20 protein-coding genes are annotated in these 20,402 nt (G+C 65.7%); 12 read left to right on the forward strand and 8 right to left on the reverse strand.

Translation table 11 applies throughout. The features are described 5' to 3' along the window. Window positions 1-28 precede the first annotated feature (28 nt). The 10 genes from EPO41_RS00625 to EPO41_RS00670 all read left to right on the forward strand — a co-directional run bounded on the left by EPO41_RS00625 (window position 29) and on the right by EPO41_RS00670 (window position 10,774). On the forward strand, window positions 29-1,615 hold the full coding sequence (locus EPO41_RS00625) for an ABC transporter substrate-binding protein (protein WP_296319171.1): 1,587 nt from the start codon (window positions 29-31) through the stop codon (window positions 1,613-1,615). Further along, window positions 1,615-2,562: an ABC transporter permease gene (locus EPO41_RS00630; RefSeq protein ID WP_296319174.1), complete on the forward strand. Its 948-nt coding sequence runs from the start codon at window positions 1,615-1,617 to the stop codon at window positions 2,560-2,562. Before EPO41_RS00625 ends, EPO41_RS00630 begins: the two co-directional genes overlap by 1 nt. Window position 2,563: 1 nt before the next feature. Next, entirely contained in the window at window positions 2,564-3,460 is an 897-nt protein-coding gene (locus EPO41_RS00635) for an ABC transporter permease (RefSeq protein WP_296319176.1), read from the forward strand. 9 nt (window positions 3,461-3,469) lie between these two features. Further along, the gene (locus EPO41_RS00640) at window positions 3,470-4,468 is read left to right on the forward strand and encodes an ABC transporter ATP-binding protein (RefSeq protein ID WP_296319178.1); all 999 of its coding nucleotides are present in this window, start codon (window positions 3,470-3,472) and stop codon (window positions 4,466-4,468) included. After that, a complete protein-coding gene (locus tag EPO41_RS00645) occupies window positions 4,465-5,448 on the forward strand; it encodes an ABC transporter ATP-binding protein (protein WP_296319180.1) in 984 nt (327 codons plus the stop codon). Before EPO41_RS00640 ends, EPO41_RS00645 begins: the two co-directional genes overlap by 4 nt. Before the next feature lie 196 nt (window positions 5,449-5,644). Continuing rightward, complete coding sequence (gene glgX / locus EPO41_RS00650; protein WP_296319182.1) at window positions 5,645-7,870, forward strand: glycogen debranching protein GlgX; 2,226 nt, start codon at window positions 5,645-5,647, stop codon at window positions 7,868-7,870. A 60-nt stretch (window positions 7,871-7,930) separates the two neighbouring features. Then, window positions 7,931-8,653 (forward strand): sulfite exporter TauE/SafE family protein, encoded by a 723-nt coding sequence (locus EPO41_RS00655; RefSeq protein ID WP_296319537.1) that lies wholly within the window; start codon window positions 7,931-7,933, stop codon window positions 8,651-8,653. 51 nt (window positions 8,654-8,704) lie between these two features. Further along, a complete protein-coding gene (locus EPO41_RS00660) occupies window positions 8,705-9,232 on the forward strand; it encodes a hypothetical protein (RefSeq protein WP_296319183.1) in 528 nt (175 codons plus the stop codon). A gap of 97 nt (window positions 9,233-9,329) precedes the next feature. Next, window positions 9,330-10,196 carry a phytanoyl-CoA dioxygenase family protein gene (locus EPO41_RS00665; protein ID WP_296319185.1) on the forward strand — a complete coding sequence of 289 codons (867 nt, stop codon included), beginning with the start codon at window positions 9,330-9,332 and terminating at the stop codon, window positions 10,194-10,196. Window positions 10,197-10,261: 65 nt separating this feature from the next. Next, entirely contained in the window at window positions 10,262-10,774 is a 513-nt protein-coding gene (locus tag EPO41_RS00670) for a DUF992 domain-containing protein (RefSeq protein WP_296319187.1), read from the forward strand. A gap of 7 nt (window positions 10,775-10,781) precedes the next feature. On the opposite strand, the gene EPO41_RS00675 is transcribed toward EPO41_RS00670, so the two are convergent. From EPO41_RS00675 to EPO41_RS00700, 6 genes are all read right to left on the reverse strand, one after another. Then, a complete protein-coding gene (locus EPO41_RS00675) occupies window positions 10,782-11,636 on the reverse strand; it encodes a TauD/TfdA family dioxygenase (protein WP_296319189.1) in 855 nt (284 codons plus the stop codon). 21 nt (window positions 11,637-11,657) lie between these two features. Then, on the reverse strand, window positions 11,658-12,617 hold the full coding sequence (locus tag EPO41_RS00680) for an AEC family transporter (protein ID WP_296319191.1): 960 nt from the start codon (window positions 12,615-12,617) through the stop codon (window positions 11,658-11,660). A gap of 37 nt (window positions 12,618-12,654) precedes the next feature. Further along, a complete protein-coding gene (locus EPO41_RS00685; RefSeq protein ID WP_296319193.1) occupies window positions 12,655-13,797 on the reverse strand; it encodes an acyl-CoA dehydrogenase family protein in 1,143 nt (380 codons plus the stop codon). Between the two features lie 40 nt (window positions 13,798-13,837). Continuing rightward, window positions 13,838-15,034, reverse strand: a complete 1,197-nt coding sequence (locus EPO41_RS00690) for an acyl-CoA dehydrogenase family protein (protein WP_296319195.1) — start codon at window positions 15,032-15,034, stop codon at window positions 13,838-13,840. A 5-nt stretch (window positions 15,035-15,039) separates the two neighbouring features. Then, window positions 15,040-15,558 carry a DUF1993 domain-containing protein gene (locus EPO41_RS00695; RefSeq protein WP_296319197.1) on the reverse strand — a complete coding sequence of 173 codons (519 nt, stop codon included), beginning with the start codon at window positions 15,556-15,558 and terminating at the stop codon, window positions 15,040-15,042. A gap of 67 nt (window positions 15,559-15,625) precedes the next feature. Then, the gene (locus EPO41_RS00700; protein WP_296319200.1) at window positions 15,626-16,822 is read right to left on the reverse strand and encodes an acyl-CoA dehydrogenase family protein; all 1,197 of its coding nucleotides are present in this window, start codon (window positions 16,820-16,822) and stop codon (window positions 15,626-15,628) included. A 214-nt stretch (window positions 16,823-17,036) separates the two neighbouring features. Here EPO41_RS00700 and EPO41_RS00705 point away from each other — a divergent pair, with 214 nt between their 5' ends. Continuing rightward, on the forward strand, window positions 17,037-17,726 hold the full coding sequence (locus EPO41_RS00705) for an OmpW family protein (RefSeq protein ID WP_296319202.1): 690 nt from the start codon (window positions 17,037-17,039) through the stop codon (window positions 17,724-17,726). 121 nt (window positions 17,727-17,847) lie between these two features. Next, window positions 17,848-18,318 (forward strand): DUF2867 domain-containing protein, encoded by a 471-nt coding sequence (locus tag EPO41_RS00710; protein WP_296319204.1) that lies wholly within the window; start codon window positions 17,848-17,850, stop codon window positions 18,316-18,318. Between the two features lie 13 nt (window positions 18,319-18,331). Here EPO41_RS00710 and EPO41_RS00715 read toward each other — a convergent pair whose 3' ends face one another. Both EPO41_RS00715 and EPO41_RS00720 read right to left on the reverse strand, forming a co-directional pair. Then, on the reverse strand, window positions 18,332-19,102 hold the full coding sequence (locus EPO41_RS00715; protein ID WP_296319206.1) for a nucleotidyltransferase domain-containing protein: 771 nt from the start codon (window positions 19,100-19,102) through the stop codon (window positions 18,332-18,334). Then, window positions 19,099-20,307: a CoA transferase gene (locus tag EPO41_RS00720; protein ID WP_296319208.1), complete on the reverse strand. Its 1,209-nt coding sequence runs from the start codon at window positions 20,305-20,307 to the stop codon at window positions 19,099-19,101. The genes EPO41_RS00715 and EPO41_RS00720 overlap by 4 nt, the downstream gene beginning before the upstream one ends. Window positions 20,308-20,402: the final 95 nt, after the last annotated feature.

Below are 20,402 nucleotides of genomic sequence, written 5' to 3' on the forward strand. Positions count from 1 at the left end.
GACCTCATCGCGGAACAAAGGTGTCCAGATGGCGATCGATCACAAGCAGATATTGGCCACTACACTGGCGGCGCGGCTCGGTCGCCGTCGCCTGCTCCAAGGGGCGGCCGCAACCGCCGCGGCAGGTCTTCCCGCCGTCGCGCGCTCTGCCGATGGCGGGCACATCAAGCTCGCCTGGATCGACTTCGTCGACACGCTCGACCCGCACTTCACCAGCTATCTGGGTGCCATCAAGATCCACAACAACATCTACAACGGCCTGCTGAAGGTCGAGTACGATGGGGAGAAGGTGTCGTTCGTGCCCGACCTCGCAGAGTCGTGGACCCTGCTCGACGACAAGACGCACCTGTTCAAGCTGCGCAAAGGCGTCAAGTTCCACGATGGCGAGATCTGCGACGCCGAGGCGGTGAAATGGAGCGTCGAGCGCGTCTGGCGCGGCACGCCCAAGTCGCCGCATGCCTGGAAGTACGACTATCTCGAGAGCGTCGAGGTCGTCGACCCTCTGACCGTGAAGCTCAACTTCAAGAATCCCTACGCCTTCCTGCCGGTGGCGCTGACCGGCAGCACGGGTCGCGCCGGCACCATCGTGCCGCGCAACGCCGTTGAGAAGTACGGCAAGGACTTCGGGCGCAATCCGGTGGGTACCGGGCCCTTCAAGTTCGTGAGCTGGAAGGAAAACGATTCGATCGTGCTCGAGAAGAATCCCGACTATTTCGAGCCGGGCCTGCCCAAGCTCGAGCGGGCCACCTACCTCATCATGAAGGAGGCATCGAGCGCCGTGGCGGCGATGCTGGCCGGCCGCGTCGACGCCATGGGCAACAGCCCGCTGCAGTTCATCAGCCAGCTCAAGGCAAACCCGAACCTGACGGTCTACAGCGACATCGAAGGCAACTACTCGCTGATGGCAATGAACTGCCGCCGTGCTCCGTTCGACGACATGAACGTACGCCGCGCGGTCGGCTTCGCGATCGACCGCGAGGCATTGATCAAGCAGGCGTTCTTCGGCATCGGCATTCCGGCCTACACCCCGATTTCGCCGCCCATGACCGGCTTCTTCGACAAGAACATCGCCAAGAGCGGTCGCGGCCAGTTCTTCGATCTGGAAAAGGCCAAGGCGTTCCGTGCCAAGGCGAAGACACAGGGTACAATCGAGGCTGTCATCCTCACGTCCGAGCAGGGCCAGTACGGCACGCGCGTAGCGCAGACCATCGTGCCGATGCTGGACAAGATCGGCATCAAGGCGAGGCTCGAGCTGGTCGAACGCGCGGCCTGGATCAGCCGCCGCAACGCCGGCGAGTTCGACATGCTGGACATGACCTGGTCGGCCGACCTCGATCCCGACGAGACGATCTTTCCCGAATGGCATTCGGGGAACGCCTGGAATTTCTCGGGCTGGTCGAGCCCGGAGTTCGACAAGCTGGTCGAGCAGGCGCAGGTCGTCCTCGACGTGAAGACCAGGCGCGACCTCTACGTCAAGGCCGAGGACATCCTCATGGACGAGGCGCCGATGGCGATCCTGACGCACATGCCGGAGTTCAAGATCCTCAGCAAGAAGGTCAAGGGCTTCAAATACATCCCCGTCGACAGCCTGGATCTGCACACCGTGAGCCTCTGATGCTGCGCTGGACGCTGGCGAAGATCCTGCAGACCGCCGCCGTCCTGCTGATCGTCTCGGCTGCCAGCTTCAGCCTGCTGAAACTGGCGCCGGGCGACCCGGTCGAGCTGATGCTCGGCGACGACTATTCGAAGGAATCGCATCAGACGCTGATGGTCCAGCTCGGCCTCGACCGGCCCCTGCCAGAACAGTATGTCGACTGGCTCGGACGGTTCGTCAGAGGCGATTGGGGAACGTCCTTCGTAAGCCGGACGCCGATCTTCCAATATGCCTTCGTCGAGGCCCTCCCCGTCACGCTCACCTTGTCGGCGGCGGCGCTGGGCCTCGCCCTCCTGATCGGCGTCCCGCTCGGCGTCCTCTCGGCTGTCCGGAAGGACTCCGCCTGGGATGCAGCGGCGGCGGCCTTCTCGCTGACCGGATCGGCGTTCCCCAGCTTCTATCTCGGCATCCTGCTGATCTGGATCTTCGGCGTCGCCTTCGGTCTGTTTCCGACCATGGGTTTCGTCGCGCCCTGGCAGGACTTCTGGGGCGGCGCCTATCACCTCGTGCTGCCGGCCATCACGCTCAGCACGCCCTTCATGGCGCTGATCGTGCGCATCACCCGCGCCAATCTCGTCGAGGTGCTGGAGCAACCCTACATCGCCGCCGCCCGGGCGCGAGGCGAGCCGGCCTGGCGCATCACCTGGGTCCATGGCATGCGCAACGTGCTGATGCCGCTGGCCACCATCGTCGGGCTCCAGCTCGGCGCGCTGCTGCACGGCGCCGTCCTGACCGAGACGGTGTTCTCGCTGCCCGGTGTCGGACGCATGATCACCGATGCCGTGCTGAACCGCGAATACATGGTGGTACAGGCCGGCGTGATGATGACCGGTTGCCTGGTCATCTTCACCAACCTTGCGGTCGATCTGTCCTATCCCTTGCTCGATCCGCGCCTGAGGCCGCGCTGACATGGCCATCCGCGATCTTTCCGGGGCGGATCGCGGTGTGCGCCTGCGTGCGCCGACATTGCTGCGCTTCCTCGCCCGCCAGCTTGATGCGCGGCCCTTCTTCGTCATCGCCACCGTGATTTCCCTGGCATTCCTGTTCGCCGCGATCTTCGCGCCGTGGGTGGCGCCCTATGCGCCGAACTTCCAGGATCCCGATGCCCTGATGGCGCCACCGAGCGCCGCCCATTGGTGCGGCACCGATTCCTTCGGCCAGGATCTGCTGTCGCGTGTCATTTTCGGCACCCGCTATGTGTTCCTGATCGGATTCTCCTCGGTCGTCATCGGTGCCGCAGGCGGACTCGCGATCGGCCTCGCCGCCGGCTTGACGCACGGCGCTGTCGAGTGGGGCCTGATGCGGTTCGTCGATGCGATCCTGGCACTGCCGTCGCTGATCATGGCGATCGCCTTCATCTCCATTCTCGGGCCGGGTATCGACAAGGTCATCTACGCCGTCGGCTTCGCCATGATCGGCCCCTTTGCCCGCACGGTGCGGGCCGACGTCCTCCAGGTCCGCGCCCAGGCCTTCGTCGAGGCGGCCGGGCTGATGGGGGTGGATCGGCTGCGCATCATCTGGCGCCACATCCTGCCGAACGTGGTCTTTCCCCTCGCCGTCCAGGCGACGATCCGGATCGCCGAAGCGATTCTCGTTTCCTCGGCCTTGTCCTTTCTCGGCCTGGGCGTGGTACCGCCGGCCCCCGACTGGGGGTTGATGATTTCCGAAGGCCGCGCCTTCATCAGCATCGTGCCATGGATCTCCGGCGTGCCGGGCGCCGCTCTGGCCCTCTTGCTGATCTCCCTCAGCATCGTCGGCGACGGCGTCCGCGAGCAGTTCGACCCCAAGCTGCGCGCAAACCGGTAGGCCTGGGGCATGATGACCCAGCAATCCGCGCGACAGACAAACGTCCTGCCCTTGACGCGCCACCGCGATCCCCTGCTGTCTTTCGCCGACATCTCGCTTGCCCGCAACGGACATTCGGTGCTCGATCGCGTCAGCTTCGATCTCGGCCGCGGCGAGACACTGGGTCTGGTCGGCGAATCCGGCGCGGGCAAATCCACGATCGCGTTGGTCGCGATGGGTCTGCTTCGTTCCCCGGCGGTGACGCTCGAGGGGCGCATGCAATTTGCCGAGCACGGGAACCTGCTCGCCGAGCCGGAGGCCGGGTGGGCGACGCTCCGCGGCCGGAGGATCGCCATGATCTTCCAGGATCCGGCATCGGCGCTGAATCCCTGTTTTACCGTCGGCCGTCAGCTCGGGGACCCGCTTCGCCGCTTGCTCGGTTTCGATCAGGCGGCGACCCGGCGTCGCTCGATCGAGCTGCTGGAGAGCGCGGGTCTCAACGATGCCGAGGCCAGGCTCGCCGCCTTCCCGCACGAACTCTCCGGCGGCATGCAGCAGCGGGTGATGATCGCCATCGCGCTTGCCTGCAATCCCGAGCTGCTGCTCGCCGATGAGCCGACCAGTGCGCTCGACGTCACCATTCAGGCGCAGATCATGCAACTCATCCTGAGCCAGGTCCGCGCGCGCAATGCGAGCTGCATCTTCGTTCTGCACGACCTGGCGCTGGCCTCGCAGGTATGCGATCGCATCGTCGTGCTCTACGCCGGCCAGGTGGTCGAGAGCGGACCGGCCGAGAGCGTCCTGCGGCGTTCGCTGCACCCCTATACCAATGCGCTCAAGTCCTGCGTGATCGAACTCGACACCGAGACGCTGACGCCGCCGGAAGGCGGGCTCCCGGCGATCGGGGCCATGCCGGCGGGCTGCCGGTTCGCGCCGCGCTGCTCACGCGCCACCGCCCTGTGCGCCAGTCAAACCCCGCCGCTTCGCGCGCTGGAGGGCCGCGACATCGCCTGCTGGCATCCGGGATGAGCGACGCCGCGCCGATCTTCCGCCTGCTCGATGTCGAGAAGGTCTACCAGATCGATCGCGGCGGCTGGTCGCGGCTCGGCCGCCGCCCGCCGCGGCAGCTGGCCGCCCTCGACGGCATCCGGCTCACGGTACGGGCAGGCGACAGCGTCGCGCTGGTCGGCGAGAGCGGGTCGGGCAAGTCGACCCTGCTGCGCGTCTTGCTCGGATTGACCGAGAGCAGCGACGGCCGTGCGCTCTATCGCGGCGACGACATCGAGACCCTGACGGACGACAAGCGGCGCTCGTTCCAGCGCGACGTCGCCATGATCTACCAGGATGCGCGCGCTTCGCTCAATCCGCGGCTCAAGGCGCTCGACCTGATCGGCGAGCCCATCCGCCAGCACGCCCTCTGCCGAGAGTCGGAACTGCGCGACCGCGTCGCCGCCCTGCTCGCCCGCGTCGGTATGCCGGCCGACACGGCCGACCGCTATCCAGGGCAGCTGTCGGGCGGCCAGGTGCGACGCGTCGCGATCGCCCGCGCCCTTGCCTCGGAGCCCAAGGTGATCGTGGCCGACGAGGCGGTCTCGGGCCTCGACGTGTCGACCCAGGCACAACTCCTCAACCTTCTGCGCGGCCTGCAGCACGAGATGGGGCTGACCCTGATGTTCATCACCCATGACCTGGCCGTGGCGAGCTATCTCTGCCGCCGGATTGCGGTGATGTATCTCGGCCGGATCGTCGAGACCGGCCCGACGAAGGAGGTGCTGCGGCACCCGCTGCATCCCTACACGAGGGCGCTCCTCAACGCCTCTCCCCGCTTCTTCGAACCGATCGCCGAGACACTGCCGGGCGAGATTCCGAGCCCGATCGACCTGCCGCCCGGCTGCCGGTTCGCCGGCCGCTGTCCCCGGGCGGCACAGGACTGCCGCACGCACGAGCCACCGCTCGCCACGACGCACACCAAGCGCGAAGTCGCCTGCCTCCACCCGCTGATCGATTGACCCGGCAGTAGAGTCCTTTGGGTTGCGGCCCAGCGTCAGGGCCCAGTGGCCGGCACAGGCAGCGAAGCAACGAGTCCTCCCGACGTGCGTTTGTGGCTCGTCGACATGCACGCCGTGCATCGCCGCATGCTCCGGGGGAGACTGAGATGATCGTCGTAGCTGACACAAGCATACCTTTCGCTGGCGGCTCCCGGTCTTGAGCGAGTTCAGGCCGTCGCGGCTCAGCGAAGGACTTCCCTATCCGCTCGGCGCAACCTGGGATGGGCTGGGCGTCAATTTCGCGCTCTTCTCAGCGAGCGCATCCAGGGTCGAGCTTTGCCTGTTTGATTCGGCGGGCGAGCGCGAAATCGAGCGGATCGTGCTGCCCGAATATACCGACGAGGTCTGGCACGGCTATCTGCCCGATGCGCGGCCCGGCACGATCTATGGCTATCGCGTGCATGGGCCCTACGAGCCGGAAGCCGGTCATCGCTTCAACCCCAACAAGCTGCTGCTCGATCCCTATGCCAAGCAGGTGATCGGCAAGCTGACCTGGAACCCCGCCCTCTTCGGCTACAGGATGGAGAGCGGGGACGATCTCACCTTCGACGATCGCGACAGTGCGCCTTACACCTACCGGAGCTGCGTCATCGATCCGGCCTTCAGCTGGGGGCGGGCGCCGCAGCGGCGCACGGCATGGGAAAACACGATCGTCTACGAGGCCCATGTCCGCGGCTTCACCAAGCTGCATCCCGCCGTGCCCGAGCCGTTGCGCGGGACCTATGCCGGCCTCGCGTCGGCCGAGATCACCAGCTATCTGTCCTCCCTCGGCGTCAGCGCGGTCGAACTGCTGCCGGTCCACACCTTCGTCGACGACAGTTACCTGCTCGAGAAGGGGCTGAAGAACTACTGGGGCTACAACACGATCGGCTTCTTCGCCCCGGCCCGGCGGTACGCCGCCAATCCCGACTTCGCCTTCGCCGAATTCAAGGAAATGGTGGCACACCTGCATGCCTCGGGCCTCGAGGTCATCCTCGACGTCGTCTACAACCATACGGCCGAGGGAAATCAGCTAGGCCCGACGCTCTGCTTCAAGGGCATCGACAATGCCTCCTACTACAGGTTGGCGCCGGACCGCCGCTATTACATCAACGACACCGGCACCGGGAACACCGTCAACCTCAGCAATTCGCGCGTGCTGCAGCTCGTGATGGACAGTTTGCGCTACTGGGCGACCGACATGCGGATCGACGGCTTCCGCTTCGACCTCGCCACCATTCTCGGCCGCGAACCCCACGGCTTCGAAGAGGAGGGGCGGTTTCTCGACGCCTGCCGCCAGGATCCCGTCCTCTCGGAAGTGAAGCTGATCGCCGAGCCATGGGACATGGGTCCGGGCGGCTACCAGGTCGGCCGCTTCTCACCGGGCTGGGCCGAGTGGAATGATGCCTTCCGCGACACGGTCCGCGCCTACTGGCGCGGCGACGAGGGCAAGCTGCCGCCGCTCGCGGCGCGTCTGACGGCCTCCGCCGACCTGTTCGCCAAGCGCGGCCGCAAGCCCTGGGCTTCGATCAACTTCATCACCGCACACGACGGCTTCACCCTGGGCGATCTCGTCGCCTACAACGACAAGCACAATGAGGCCAACGGCGAGGACAACAAGGACGGCCACTCGCACAACCTCTCCAACAATTACGGTGCCGAGGGACCGACCGACGATCGCGGCATCCTCGACACGCGGCTGCGCCAGATGCGCAACATGCTCTCGACCCTGATCCTGTCACGCGGCACGCCGATGCTGCTGGGCGGCGACGAGTTCGGCCGCAGCCAGAAGGGCAACAACAACAGTTACTGCCAGGACAACGAGATCTCGTGGGTGGACTGGCAGGGCATCGGCCCGGCGGAGCGCGATCTCGCGGAGTTCGTGCGCAAGCTGATCATGATCCGCCACGCGCTGCCGATGCTGCGACGCGGACGCTTCCTCACCGGCGCCTTCGACGAGGAGCTGGGTGTGAAGGACGTGAGCTGGCTGACGCCCTCAGGCACGGAGATGACGGAGGAGAACTGGAACGACGGCAATGGACGCTGTCTCGGTGTGCTGCTCGACGGGCGCGCGCAGGAAACCGGCATCCGCCGCGTCGGATCCGACTCGACCCTGCTCATCATCCTGAACTCCCACACCGACACCGTGCCGTTCACGCTCCCCGAGGCGGTCGGGGGCGCGCGCTGGGTAAGGCTGATCGACACCAGCGACCCGGAGGGCGAACCGCTGGCGCTGCGGGACTTCGGTCACGCCTACGACGTGCCGGCGCGCTCGCTGCACCTGTTCGTGCTGCAGCCCACCCGCACGCCGCATCGCGATACCGGTGCCGAGCGCTCCTTCCAGCGGGTGGTCCAGGCAATGGACGAGGCCTCGACGAAATCGGTGCGTTTCGGCTTCGACTGAGGTAGGCCCTGATCCGGACGCGTGCGAACCGCCTGCGGACCGAGCTGGGGAATCACGATGCTGAGCTACGCCCTCGTCCTGTTCGTCGGGTTCATTGCGGGGACGGTGAGCGGCGTCGTGGGCACCGGCGCGACGGTCATCCTGCTTCCGGTGCTGGTGATCGTCTTCGGCCCGCGCGAGGCGGTGCCGATCATGGCGGTCGTCGCGCTGATGTCGAACTTCGCCAAGATCACCGCCTGGTGGCGACACATAGACTGGCGTGCTTCCGCGGCCTACGCGCTGGGTGGCATTCCCGCGGCGGCCCTGGGCGCCCGCACCCTGCTGGCATTGCCCGAGAACACGGTCGAGACTGCGCTCGGCTTCTTCTTCCTCGCAATGATTCCCGGCCGCCGCTGGCTCGCCCGGCGCCATATCGCGCTGGGTTATGGCGGCATGTTTGCGGCCGGGATCGTGATTGGCTTCCTGACCGGCATCGTGGTCTCGACCGGCCCGCTCAGCGTGCCGGCTTTCGCCGCCCACGGGCTGGTGAAGGGTGCCTTCATCGCGACGGAAGCGGCGGGCTCGCTCGCGCTCTACATCAGCAAGGCCGTCACGTTTCAGGCGTTCGGCGCGCTGCCCACCGACATCGCGGCGAAGGGATTGATCACCGGTTCCTCAGTGATGGCCGGCACCTATCTCGCTCGCCTGATCGTCGAACGTCTGAGCGTCACCGCCTTCCAGTACATGCTCGACATCGTGATGGCCGTGTCGGGAGTCGCGCTTCTTTGGCAGGCCCTGAGGTAGACGCGCCCAAAATTGATTGGCAAGGATGTCGCCCCTTCGAGGAGATCGACAATGGCAATCACGAAGAAGCAGGAAGAGCGGGCGCTGAGCGCGGATGAGAAGGAACTGGTCGGCCTGTCGGGCGTGCGGGCCGCGCGGTCGCTGACCGATGCCGAGCTCACACGGCTGGTGAAGCGCCTGCGCGCCAAGCGCGACCGCGCTAAGACGGTGGCCGAGCGCCAGCGCCGCGAGATGCGCGGCAAGGCACGTGCGCGGGGCGCCGCGCCAGCGAAGGATGATGACGGATCTCAGCTCAAGCTCATGATCCTGTCGGCGGCTCTCATCCGTCTCGACACCGAGACCGGGCGTCGTGCCACCGCCAAGGCCAAGGCATCGATGGTCGCAAGCGCGAAGAAGGCGCTGGCGCTCAAGCAGAAGGCGAAGCCGGCCGGGGCCAAGGCGAAGACTGCGTCGAAGACCGCCAAGGGCGGCGTGCGCGGCAAGGCGCGCGTCGCCGTGGAGAACCACGTGCCGGGATCGGTGCGCGGCAGCGTTCGCAAGCAGGGCGCACGCTCGCAGGCGAAGCGCGACGCCCGCTGAAGTTCCCGCCCGCATCAAGGGCCGCGATGCGATAGGGCGACGCCGACAGGGGCGTCGCCGCCCGCTAAACTGGCAGCAGGCTTCCAGGGAGGAACGCATGCTGGCCAACACCACGCGCACGCTCACCGAGGCACAAAGGGAGCAGTGGGCCGTCGACGGTTACCTGCAGATCGAGGGCGCGCTCTCGCCCGCTGAAGTCGATTTCTTTTCCACGCTGCTCGACGACACGGTGCGCACCGCGCCAGGCTATGAGCCCGCGCCGGGCACGCTGCCGCGCGGCCACTACGCATGGAAGCTGCCTGACCAGAACAAGGACGCGTTCATGGACCGGCGCGACCTGCTGCCCTATCACCAGGCGTTCATCGACCTGATCGACCGGCCCGCGATCTTCGACCTGATCCTCGACCTGATGGGCCCCTATATCCAGTTCTCGATGAGCCAGGCGATCGTGCGCGCCTCGACAGACCTGTTCCCCGGCTACACCCACACCGACGGCGGCCAGGCGCAGAAGGCGATCCGCGTCAGCGAGACCAGCCGACCGCTGGCGGTGAAGGTGATGTACCTCCTGACCGATGTGACCGCCGAGAACAGCGGCAATTTCACGGTGTTTCCCGGCAGCCACCTGCGGCCCTTCCCCGAGCGCGAGGAGCGCATCCCCCATCCCGGCATGCCGGGCGCCGTGCCGCTGCTCGGCAAGGCGGGCGATGCCTACGTCTTCCCGCACGCGCTGTGGCACGGCCCCTCGCCCAACCATTCCGGCAAGGCGCGCAAGACCCTGCTCTACAACTACTGCCAGATGTTCATGCGGGCCTACGATTTCAGCGGGCCGTATGCGGCGATCCTCGACCGCTGCACGCCGCGCCAGCGCCGCCTGCTGGGCGACCTCGGCCACGACTTCCGCCCCGGCGACTTCTTCTATGCCCCCGAGGACCAGGAGGCGGTGATGACGGGCGCCAGGCCTTAAGTCGTGGTAAGAGCCGTGTCCGGACGGACGCTCCTTCGGGCGGCCATTCCCCTACAGGAGCATCAATGAAGAACGTCGTCATGGCGGCCGCGATGGCCGCCCTCGCCCTCTCGACCGGCGCCTGCAGCATGCAGCAGTCCAGCGCCCAGCAGCTCAACACCACCAACGCCAACTCCCGCATCTACATCGGCTCGCTGACCTGCAACGTCGGCGGCAGCACGGGTTATGTCCTGGGTTCGGCCAAGTCGCTGGACTGCGTGTTCCTTGCCAAGGACGGCGTCACGACGGCGCAGTACACCGGCTCTATCGACAAGATCGGCATCGACATCGGCTACACCAAGGCCGTGCACACGATCTGGCGCGTTTATTCGCTGGGCTCGGAGCGCGGCGCGACGCAGCTGAGCGGCACCTATGTCGGCGAGCAGGGCACGGTCGCGGCCGGCAACCAGGCCGGCGGCAACTGGATCTATGGCGGCCCGAACGCCGAGATCGGCATGCTCTCGTCCGGCGTGATCAAGGACGCCGGCTACAATCTCGCGACCGGCGTGGCCGCGATGACGATCCGCCTGAAGCAGTAGCTTCGGATCAGACCCGAGCCGCCGTCGCCGCCTGCAATGCGCAGCCGGCGACGGTGATGCGGTGCATCAGGCGCCGCTCGCCCTGGTAGTCGTTCTGGGCGCTGTGCCAGGTGGCGCGGTTGTCCCAGAAGGCGATCGAGCCGTCGCGCCACTGGAAGCGGCTGGTGAACTCGCTCCGTGTGACGTGCGCGTAGAGATATTCCAGCAGCGGGTTGCTGTCCTCGACGCTCCAGCCTTCGAAGTGCAAGGTGAAGTCCCCATTGACATAGAGCGCCTCGCGGCCGCTCAGGGGATGGCGGATCACCACCGGGTGCAGCACGTCGCCCACCTTATCCCCGTTGTGGAAGACGAGGTCGCTGCCGCTAGCCTTGCGCGCCGCGGTGCCGAACCGGTGCGCCGACGAGTGCACGGCGTTCAGCCCGCGCAACGTCTTCTTCAGCCCCTCCGATAAAGTTTCAAAGGCTCGATAGACGTTCGCGAACAGCGTATCGCCGCCCTTCGACGGCAGCTCGCGCGCCACCAGGATCGAGCCCATGGCGGGGATCTGGTCGTAAGTGTGATCGGTATGCCAGCGCTCGCCGATGTTCTTCTGCTGCGTCGGCTCCTTGCGGACCTCGGCGATCATCGGATAGCCGGCGACGGCGGGGAAGTATCGGTTGATGTCGATCGCGCCCCATCGCTGCGCGAATTCGATGTGCTGCTCGGGCGTCAGATCCTGGTCGCGGAAGAAGATCACGCCGTGCTCGACGAAGGCGCGCTGTACCTCGTCCCACTGGCGGTTGCTCATCGACTTGAGATCGAGCCCCAGCACCTCGGCGCCGCAGCCCTCAAGCTCGCGAACCTGAACCGTCTCGTACGTCATGGGCACCCTCCAGCCTTAAGCTTAGCGCGCCTGCACCCCGAGCAACAACAGTGCCACGGACAGGGTGAAGACGCTGGCGGCGGTCGAGATCACCACGGCGTTGGTCGCGCGGGCGACGCCGATCCCGTACATCTGCGCGATCAGGTAGACGTTGGCGCCGGCCGGCAGGGCAGCGTTCAGGGTCGCCACGTTGAGCCACAGAGGATCGAGCGGGAAGACGTAGCGGCCGATCGTCCAGACCAGCACCGGCAGCACGGCGAGCTTGAAGGCCGACGCCACGGCCGCCGACTGCCAGTGGCCCTTCAGCCCGACATGGGCCAGCGAAGCACCGACCATGATCAGGCCGCAGGGCGGCGCTGCCGCCGCAAGGGCCTGCAGGATACGGTCGATCACCGCCGGCATCGCGATCCCGGGAACGTGCGTCGTGATCTCGCCCCACAGGAGGCCCGCGAAGATCGCCGGGATCACCGGATGCTTCAGCATGGAGAGGGCGGCCCCGGCCAAGCGCTTCAGCACGTTGCCGCGCCGCCCGCCCGCCCCGTCCATCTCCATCAGGAAACAGGTGAAGGTGAGCAGGATCAGCGAATGCACACTGATGATCATCAAGAGCGGCACCAGCCCACGCTCGCCGAAGCCGTAGCTGATGAAGGGGATGCCGATGCCGACCCCGTTGGAGAAGGAGCCGCTGAGCGCAAACATGGCGCGGTCGCCCAGCCGCAGCCCCTGCATCCGGCCGATCACCATGAGCGCGCCGTAGAGCACCATCACGCCGCTGAAGAAGGCGAGCAGCACCTGCGGCTCAAGCGACTCCAGCCGCACCTTGGCCATGGAGCGGAAGAGCAACGCGGGGAACAGCGCGTAGAAGGTGACGGCAGTGAAGCCGCGCAAACCCTCCGGCGTGAGAAGCTTGCTGCGGCCGATCATCCAGCCGACCAGCACCATGCCGAACACCGGCACGATGATGTCGACGATCGCACTCATGCGCTGGGGGCGCGCCGCCAGCGCATGTGAATGCGCCTTAAGCCGCCATCGCGAGGTTGCTGTAGCGCGTCAGGTGATGCTGCTGGTTGCCGAACATCAGATCGATCATCGTCAGCCGCTTGAAGTAGTGGCTGACCGACAGCTCGTCGGTGACGCCCATGCCGCCGTGCATCTGCACCGCGCTCTGGCCGCAGAACTTGCCCGACTTGCCGATCTGGACCTTGGCGCCGGAGGCCGCCTTGGCGCGCACCGTCGGGTCCTTGTCGTCGATCTTGAGCGAGGCCATCAGGGTCATCGAGCGCGCTTCCTGCGCATTGGTGAAGCAGTCGACCATGCGGTGCTGGAGCACCTGGAACTTGCCGATCGGCACGCCGAACTGCTTGCGGGTCTTGATGTACTCGAGCGTCGCGGCGTTGATCGCGTCCATGCAGCCGGTGGCCTCGGCGCAGAGCGCGACGATGGCGCGATCGACCGCCTCTTCCACGACCGGGAAGGCCTCGTCGACCTTGCCCAGCACGGCGTCGGCCCCGACCGAGACCTTGTCGAAAGTGAGTTCCGAGGCGCGCAGCGCGTCCTGCGTCGGGTAGTCGCGACGCGACAGGCCCTTTGCCTTGGCATCGACCACGAACAGCGTCAGGCCCTTGGGCTCGCGCGCCGAGCCCGCGGTACGGGCCAGCACGATGATCTCGTCGGCCGAGGCCGCGTTGTAGACCACGCCCTTATGGCCGGAGAGCGACCAGCCGTTGCCTTCCTTTGTCGCCTTGAGCGACACGTCCGCCAGATTGTAGCGGCTCTGGCGCTCCAGCCAGGCGAAGGCGAACTGCTTCTTGCCCTCGATCATCGGCGCCAGCAGCGCCGCCTTCTGGTCGGCCGATCCGGCTCGGGCGATCATGCCGCCGCCCAAGACCACCGTCGGCAGGAACGGCTCGAGGACGAGGCCCTTACCGAACTGCTCCATGACGATCATGGTCTCGATCGGGCCGCCGCCGTAGCCGCCATCCTCTTCCGAGAAGGCCATGCCCAGCCACCCCAGCTCGGCGAACTGCGCCCAGTTTTCCGTCAGCCAGCCGCGCTCGGTCGCCGCGATCTTGCGGCGGTTCTCGAACGTGTACTTCTCGCGCGCGAAGCGCTCGGCCGATTCCTGCAGCTGCTTCTGTTCGTCGGAAAGGGACAGATCCATGTTTCTCCTCCGGAATTCTTGGATGCGGTTATAGCCTCCGTCAGAGGCCAAGCACCATCTTCGAGACGATGTTCTTCTGAATCTCGGTGCTGCCGCCGTAGATGCTGGTCTTGCGCATGTTGAAATAGCGCGGCGCGGCCGGCGGGGCGTGGTCGGGCCCGATCGGCGTCTCGTTGGTGTCGTGGAACAGCATGCCGGGCTGGTAGGGCTGAGCGTACTCACCCACCGCCTCCATGGTGAGCTCGGCAATGCGCTGCTGGATCTCCGAGCCGCGCACCTTCAGGGTCGACACCTCGGGACCGGGCGCACCGCCCTGGGCCATGGTCGAGAGCACGCGCAGCTCGCTCATCTCCAGCGCCTGGACCTGCAGGTCTATGTCGGCGATCTGCGCCGTGAAGGCGGGATCGTCGGCCAGCGTGCCGCCATCCAGCGGCTCGATGCGGGCGATCTGCCGCAGCATCGAGACTCCGCGCTTGGAGGACGGGACCTCGGCGATGCCGAGCCGCTCGTTGGCCAGCAGGAACTTGGCGCAGGTCCAGCCCTCGTTCTCCTTGCCGATCAGGTTCTCGACCGGGACCTTCACATTGTCGAGGAACACGTCGTTCACGTGATGGGCGCCGTCGGTCATGATGATCGGCCGCACGGTGACGCCCGGCGTCTTCATGTCGATCAACAGGAAGGAAATTCCCTCCTGCGGCTTGGCCTCGGTGTTGGTCCGTACCAGGCAGAAGATCCAGTCGCCCCAATGCGCGAACGAGGTCCAGGTCTTCTGGCCGTTCACGATGTAATGGTCGCCTTCCCTGACCGCGCGCGTGCGCAGATTGGCGAGATCGGAGCCGGCACCCGGCTCGGAATAGCCCTGGCACCACGAGACTTCGGAGCTGCGGATGCCCGGCAGGAAGCGCTCCTTCTGCGCCTCGGTGCCGAAGGTGTAGATCACCGGCCCGACCATCTTCGGGCCGAACGGCAGGATGCGCGGCGCGCCCTCCTCCGCCAGCACGTTCTCGAACAGGAAGCGCTGCGTCACGTCCCAGCCCGGGCCGCCGTACTTCTTCGGCCAGGTGTAGGCGAGCCAGCCCTTCCTCCCGAGCGCCTTCTGCCAAACGATGTGGTCGTCGCGATCGTAATGCTTGCCGGAAAAGGTCTTCTCGCGGGTCGCGGGCGAGAGGTTGTCGCGCACGAAGGCGCGCACTTCGTCGGCGAAGGTCTGATGCTCTGGATTGAGGGTGAGGTTCATTTCGGTCAGCTCGCGATCCGCAACTTGCCGAGGAAGTCGCGCTTGCCCAGCGGCACGCCCTTCTGGCGCAGAATGTCGTACGCGGTCGTGGCATGGAAATAGAAGTTCGGCAGCGAGAACGACATCAGGAAGCCCTCCGCCTTGAACGGGATCTTGCGGTCGCCGAGCGAGAAGATCACGTCCTTGCCCTCGATGCCGTTCACTTCGTCAGGCTTGATCGCCTCGAGCGTGGCTTTCGCGTCGCTCACCAGCTTCTGCAAGCCGGCATAGTCCTCACCTGCGGGTTTGGGCGGCGAGAAGGCGCCGGCCATTGCACCCTTCACGCCGCCGGCGGAGTGGTGCGCCGCCGAGACGATCTGGAAGCGGAACGGCGCCATGTCGGGAAACAGCCTGGTCTCCACGATCTCGTTGGGGTCGAGTCCCTTCTCCTTGCAATGGGCAAGGCCTTTGGCGAGAAAGCCTTCGACGCCGCCCAGAACCTGCAGGAACGACACGACGCTGAGGTCATAGAGAGAAATGGCCATGAAGCGCTTCCTTCTTTACGGCGATACTACGACTGGAGGAGCGGATCGGGGTGCTGCAGGATCCTGCTCACAGCCCCAGCACCATCTTCGAGATGATGCCTTTCTGGATCTCGTTGCTGCCGCCGTAGATCGTGGTCTTGCGCGTGTTGAAGTAGCGCGGCGCGGCGAGGTGGGCGTAGTCGGGCCCGACCGGCTCCTCGTTCGTGCCCTGCCACAAGAGGCCCGGTAGATACGGCGCGGAATATTCGCCGACCGCTTCCATCGTGAGTTCGGTGATGCGCTGCTGGATCTCGGAGCCGCGGATCTTGAGGCCGGACACTTCGGGACCGGGCTGGCCGCCATGAGCCATCGTCGAGAGCACGCGCAACTCGGTGAATTCGAGCGCCGTCACCTGGATCTCGAGATCGGCGATCTTCTCGGCGAAGCTCTGATTCTCGATCAGCGGGCGGCCGTTGTCCTGCTCGGCCCGGGCGATGTCCTTCAGCGCCTCGACGCCGCGCTTGGACTGCGGCACGGCGGCGATGCCCAGACGCTCGTTGGCCAGCAGGAATTTGGCGCAGGTCCAGCCCTCGTTCTCCTTGCCCACGAGGTTCTCGACCGGGACCTTGACGTTGTCGAAGAAGACCTCGTTCACCTCATGGCCGCCGTCGGCCATGATGATCGGCTTCACAGTGATGCCCGGGGTCTTCATGTCGATCAGCAGGAACGAGATCCCCTCCTGCGGCTTGGCCTTGGAATCGGTCCGGACCAGACAAAAAATCCAGTCGGCCCAGTGGCCCATCGTGTTCCAGGTCTTCGACCCGTTCACGATGTAATGGTCGCCGTCCTTCTCCGCCTTGGTGCGCAGGCTCGCGAGGTCGGAGCCCGAGCCGGGCTCGGAATAGCCCTGGCACCACCAGACGGTGCTCTCGCGGATCGCCGGAAGGTACTTCTCCTTCTGCGCTTCGGTACCGAAGGTGTAGATCACCGGCCCGACCATCTTGGTGCCGAACGGGATGATGCCGGGTGCATATTCTTCGGCGCAGATATTCTCGAAGATGTAGCGCTGGGCCGGCGTGAAGCCCGGGCCGCCATGCTTCTTCGGCCAGGTGTAGACCAGCCAGCCCTTCTTCCCGAGCGCCTGCTGCCAGCGCATGTAGTCGTCGCGGATCAGGTGCTTGCCGTTCTTCACCTTGTCGCGCACGTCGGCCGGCAGATTGGCGCGCACGAAGGCCCGCACCTCATCGGCGAATTTCTGTTCTTCAGGCGTGAAAGCGAGATCCATGGTCCCCCTCCCGAGGAGGCATTTTCGATTGGGCCGGAGTTTAGCCACGAGCCCGGTCGGGACAAGCATCCATAAACCGACTGGCGAGTGTCCGCGCCGAGATGCGGAACGGGCTTCCGTAGACAAATCCTACGTCAGCTCGCCGGTTGATCCAGGTCAATTCCCTACTCTTTGCAAGGGTGTTCACTCTCGGCGTTGAAGCGGGAGAGTACAAATGCAGAGAGTTTCAGTTCTTGGAGCACTGGTTGCGGGCGCCCTGACGGTTTGCTCGCTAGGGCAAGCTGCCCGGGCCGACGATACCCAGAGCCCCTGGCAGGTGCGCGTTCGCGCGCTGGCCGTGCTTCCGGCCTCATCCGGCAGCACGGTGTACGTGCCGGGCGCGCCAGCACTTTCCAGCCCGAATTCCGGCCTGTCGATCGGCAACTCGATCGTCCCCGAACTCGACATCAGCTACTTCTTCACGCCCAACGTCGCGGCCGAACTCATCCTGGGCGTCACGCCTCACAACATCACGGGCACCGGCGCCCTGGCGAACACCAACATCGGCAGGGCGTGGCTCCTGCCGCCGACCTTGCTGGCGCAATGGCACTTCACCGATTTCGGTCCGTTCAAGCCCTATATCGGCCTTGGTCTGAACTACACGATCTTCTTCGGCCAGAGCGCCGGCTATACGCCGACCAATGGGCTCGGGGTCACGAACCTCACCCTCAACAATACCGTCGGCGGCGCCCTTCAGGTCGGCTTCGACTATATGATCGACAAGCACTGGGGCTTGAACTTCGACGTCAAGAAGTACCTGCTGCGCCCGACCTACAATGCCACGGTCAACAACACCATCCCGGTGACCGGAACGGCGACCATCGATCCGTGGATCATCGGCGCCGGCGTGACCTACAGGTTCTAGGCCCATCGGGCGGAGGCTCGATCGATATCGGCGTCGCTCAGGCCGGTTTAGCGTGGGACCACTCGTCCTGCGTCAGCGGGTCCCGGGGTTCTCTCCGGGACCCGTTCCCATATTCCGTCCCATGAGCCGTATCGCCCCACCCGCCGAGAGCCGCCTCAGTGACTGGTATCCTGGCGCCAGCCTGACCGACAGCTTTGCCGTCGCCCTGCTGCCGGACGCGCCCGCCGACGTCGACACCCTCGCCGCCCTCCTCTTCGCCGACCCGCCCGTGTGGTTCACGATCCTGCTGGCGATCCGCGATCGGGTGATGACGCCGTTCGGCGTGAAAGCCTCGCATGCCCTCGAGGCCGGCGAGCACATCGCCTTCTTCCCCGTCCTGTCGCGCTCGGCCGACGAGATCGTGCTGGGCGCCGACGACCGCCATCTCGATTTCCGGGCATCGGTGCTGCTGCGCCGCACCGACAGGACGCTCGTCGCCACGACGGTCGTGCGTTGCCACAACCTGCTGGGCCGCCTCTATCTCGCGGCGATCCTCCCTTTTCACATCCTCATCGTGACCGACGCGCTGCGCCGCCTGCGCCGCCGCTTCTAGCGTTCCGGCCGCGTCAGCCGCCGATCGCCGACCGGAAGAAGGCATCGAGTGATGTCGGGTCCGCGGTCGAGGCAGCATCAGGCTTCCGCGATCGCAGGCCGTCGATCGTTTCGTCGATCCATCTATCGAGGATGGGTAGACGCGACGATTCAGCCACCTCGCTTACCTGCCTCTTCGCGCGCAACAGGTCCGCCAGCGCCTCGCATACGTCGGTCGGCACGGAAACGGCATCGATCAGGTCGGAAAAGCGCATGGGGATGACGGCGCGACGTTCCAGGAGATAGAGACAGGCGAGCAAGGGACGTACCGCGTAGAAATACTTCTTCTGCCGCACCGCCTCGCCGCCGAGATAGGCCCGCCGCTGCCCCTCGGCCATATTGAGATAATGCAAATAGGCCTTCTGCGGATCGAATACCCCGAACGAGGCCGCCCGGAAGCCCTCGAACAGCGGCCGCCGAAGATAGTGAATCGGCGACGACAGCCATTCGAACAGCACCGGGTTGCCCTTTGCGGCGAGACGCAATGCCTTGCGCAGATCCCAGCCATTGACGTCGTAGACGCCCTCGATCGGCGTTTCGATGACGTCGCGCTGCTCCGTCAGCGACAGATACCAGTTTCGCGGATGGACGTAGAGAAATCGAACGTCGTAGTCGCTGTCCTCGGAGGCAAAGTCCCAAGCACGGCTCCCCGACTCGCAGGCATAGAATACTTCCACGCCGAACCGGCGCTCAATGTCGGCGAGCCTCGCCTCGATCCCCCGCCTGATGTCCGGGGCGATGGTCATTCCGCCGGCACGATCAGGATCTTGTCCGCCTTGAGCTTCTCGATCGCCTCGTCGCTGAGACCGGCCTCGCGCAGGACTTCCACGCCGTCGCCGCCGATTCGCGGGGCGTGACGGCGGAATTCGACCTTGGTCTTCTCGAAGTCGAGGGGACTGGCGAAGGTGGTGATCGGCCCCTCGGTCGGGTGCTCGCGCTCGGTGAAGAAGCCGGTGGCCTTGAGGTGCGGGTCGTCCTTCAGTTCTTCCAGCGTGCGCACCGGCATGGCCGGAATGTCGGCCTCGTCGAACATGTCGAGCCATTCCTGGGTCGGGCGATGCTTCAAGAGCTCAGCCAGCACCTGGTAGAGCTCGCTGAAATGCTTGGCGCGCTCCATGCGATCGACGAACCTCTTCTCCTGGGCGAGATCGGGCCGCTCCGCCAACTCGAAGAATTTGACCCAGTGCGCGTCGGTGTAGGGCAGCGCGCAGATGTAGCCGTCCTTCGTCGGGAAGGGATGGCGGAACTTGTTGATGATGCGGTCGTAGCCCATGGGCGCGCGCTCGGGGCTCCAGGTGGCGCCGAACAGATGCTCGGTCAGCCAGAACGAGGCCAGGGTCTCGAGCATGGGCACCTCGATCATCTGCCCCTCGCCGGTGCACTTGCGGTGATAGAGCGCCCCCAGCACGGCGATGCAGAGATGCAGCCCGGTCGTCTTGTCGGCGATCAGGCTCGGCATGAAGCGCGGCGGCAGACCGTCGACCCGGCTCTGCAGCGAGGCGGCGCCCGAGACGCCCTGCACCAGGTCGTCGAAAGCGGGTTTGTGGCCGTAGGGTCCCCTGCGCGCATAGCCCAGCGAATAGGCATAGATGATCGACGGGTTGATCTTCTTCAGGTCCCCGTAGCCCAGGCCCAGCCGCTCGATCGCCTGCGGCCGGCTGTTGTGGATGAAGAGATCGGCGTCCTTGATCATGTCCTTCAGGACGGCGCAGGCGGCCGGCTTCTTGAGGTCGAGGCAGATCGAGCGCTTGTTGCGGTTGGCCGCCATGTAGATCGGGCCCATGGCAGGCGCGTTGCCGAGGCTGCCACCCGAGGCACGCAGCAGGTCGCCTTCCGGCGGCTCGACCTTGATCACGTCGGCGCCCATGTCGGCCAGATGCTGCGTAGCGAATGGCCCCAGCAGAACGGCCGTCAGATCGATCACACGCACGCCCTGCAATGGTCCCGGCATTTCCTCGTCCCCGTTATGACGTTTTGATCTTGCCGGGACCGTGCCATCGCCCTTTGCGAAATGGTAGTCCTGCAGTAACACCTCGTCCCGAGGCG

The sequence above is a fragment of the Reyranella sp. genome (assembly GCF_004297265.1).
Taxonomy (GTDB): domain Bacteria; phylum Pseudomonadota; class Alphaproteobacteria; order Reyranellales; family Reyranellaceae; genus Reyranella.

Coding starts and splice junctions, on each gene's coding strand:
- EPO41_RS00625 (WP_296319171.1), top strand. CDS start 29: ATGGCGATCGATCACAAGCAGATATTGGCCACTACACTGGCGGCGCGG.
- EPO41_RS00630 (WP_296319174.1), top strand. CDS start 1,615: ATGCTGCGCTGGACGCTGGCGAAGATCCTGCAGACCGCCGCCGTCCTG.
- EPO41_RS00635 (WP_296319176.1), top strand. CDS start 2,564: ATGGCCATCCGCGATCTTTCCGGGGCGGATCGCGGTGTGCGCCTGCGT.
- EPO41_RS00640 (WP_296319178.1), top strand. CDS start 3,470: ATGATGACCCAGCAATCCGCGCGACAGACAAACGTCCTGCCCTTGACG.
- EPO41_RS00645 (WP_296319180.1), top strand. CDS start 4,465: ATGAGCGACGCCGCGCCGATCTTCCGCCTGCTCGATGTCGAGAAGGTC.
- EPO41_RS00660 (WP_296319183.1), top strand. CDS start 8,705: ATGGCAATCACGAAGAAGCAGGAAGAGCGGGCGCTGAGCGCGGATGAG.
- EPO41_RS00665 (WP_296319185.1), top strand. CDS start 9,330: ATGCTGGCCAACACCACGCGCACGCTCACCGAGGCACAAAGGGAGCAG.
- EPO41_RS00670 (WP_296319187.1), top strand. CDS start 10,262: ATGAAGAACGTCGTCATGGCGGCCGCGATGGCCGCCCTCGCCCTCTCG.
- EPO41_RS00675 (WP_296319189.1), bottom strand. CDS start 11,636: ATGACGTACGAGACGGTTCAGGTTCGCGAGCTTGAGGGCTGCGGCGCC.
- EPO41_RS00680 (WP_296319191.1), bottom strand. CDS start 12,617: ATGAGTGCGATCGTCGACATCATCGTGCCGGTGTTCGGCATGGTGCTG.
- EPO41_RS00685 (WP_296319193.1), bottom strand. CDS start 13,797: ATGGATCTGTCCCTTTCCGACGAACAGAAGCAGCTGCAGGAATCGGCC.
- EPO41_RS00690 (WP_296319195.1), bottom strand. CDS start 15,034: ATGAACCTCACCCTCAATCCAGAGCATCAGACCTTCGCCGACGAAGTG.
- EPO41_RS00695 (WP_296319197.1), bottom strand. CDS start 15,558: ATGGCCATTTCTCTCTATGACCTCAGCGTCGTGTCGTTCCTGCAGGTT.
- EPO41_RS00700 (WP_296319200.1), bottom strand. CDS start 16,822: ATGGATCTCGCTTTCACGCCTGAAGAACAGAAATTCGCCGATGAGGTG.
- EPO41_RS00705 (WP_296319202.1), top strand. CDS start 17,037: ATGCAGAGAGTTTCAGTTCTTGGAGCACTGGTTGCGGGCGCCCTGACG.
- EPO41_RS00710 (WP_296319204.1), top strand. CDS start 17,848: ATGAGCCGTATCGCCCCACCCGCCGAGAGCCGCCTCAGTGACTGGTAT.
- EPO41_RS00715 (WP_296319206.1), bottom strand. CDS start 19,102: ATGACCATCGCCCCGGACATCAGGCGGGGGATCGAGGCGAGGCTCGCC.
- EPO41_RS00720 (WP_296319208.1), bottom strand. CDS start 20,307: ATGCCGGGACCATTGCAGGGCGTGCGTGTGATCGATCTGACGGCCGTT.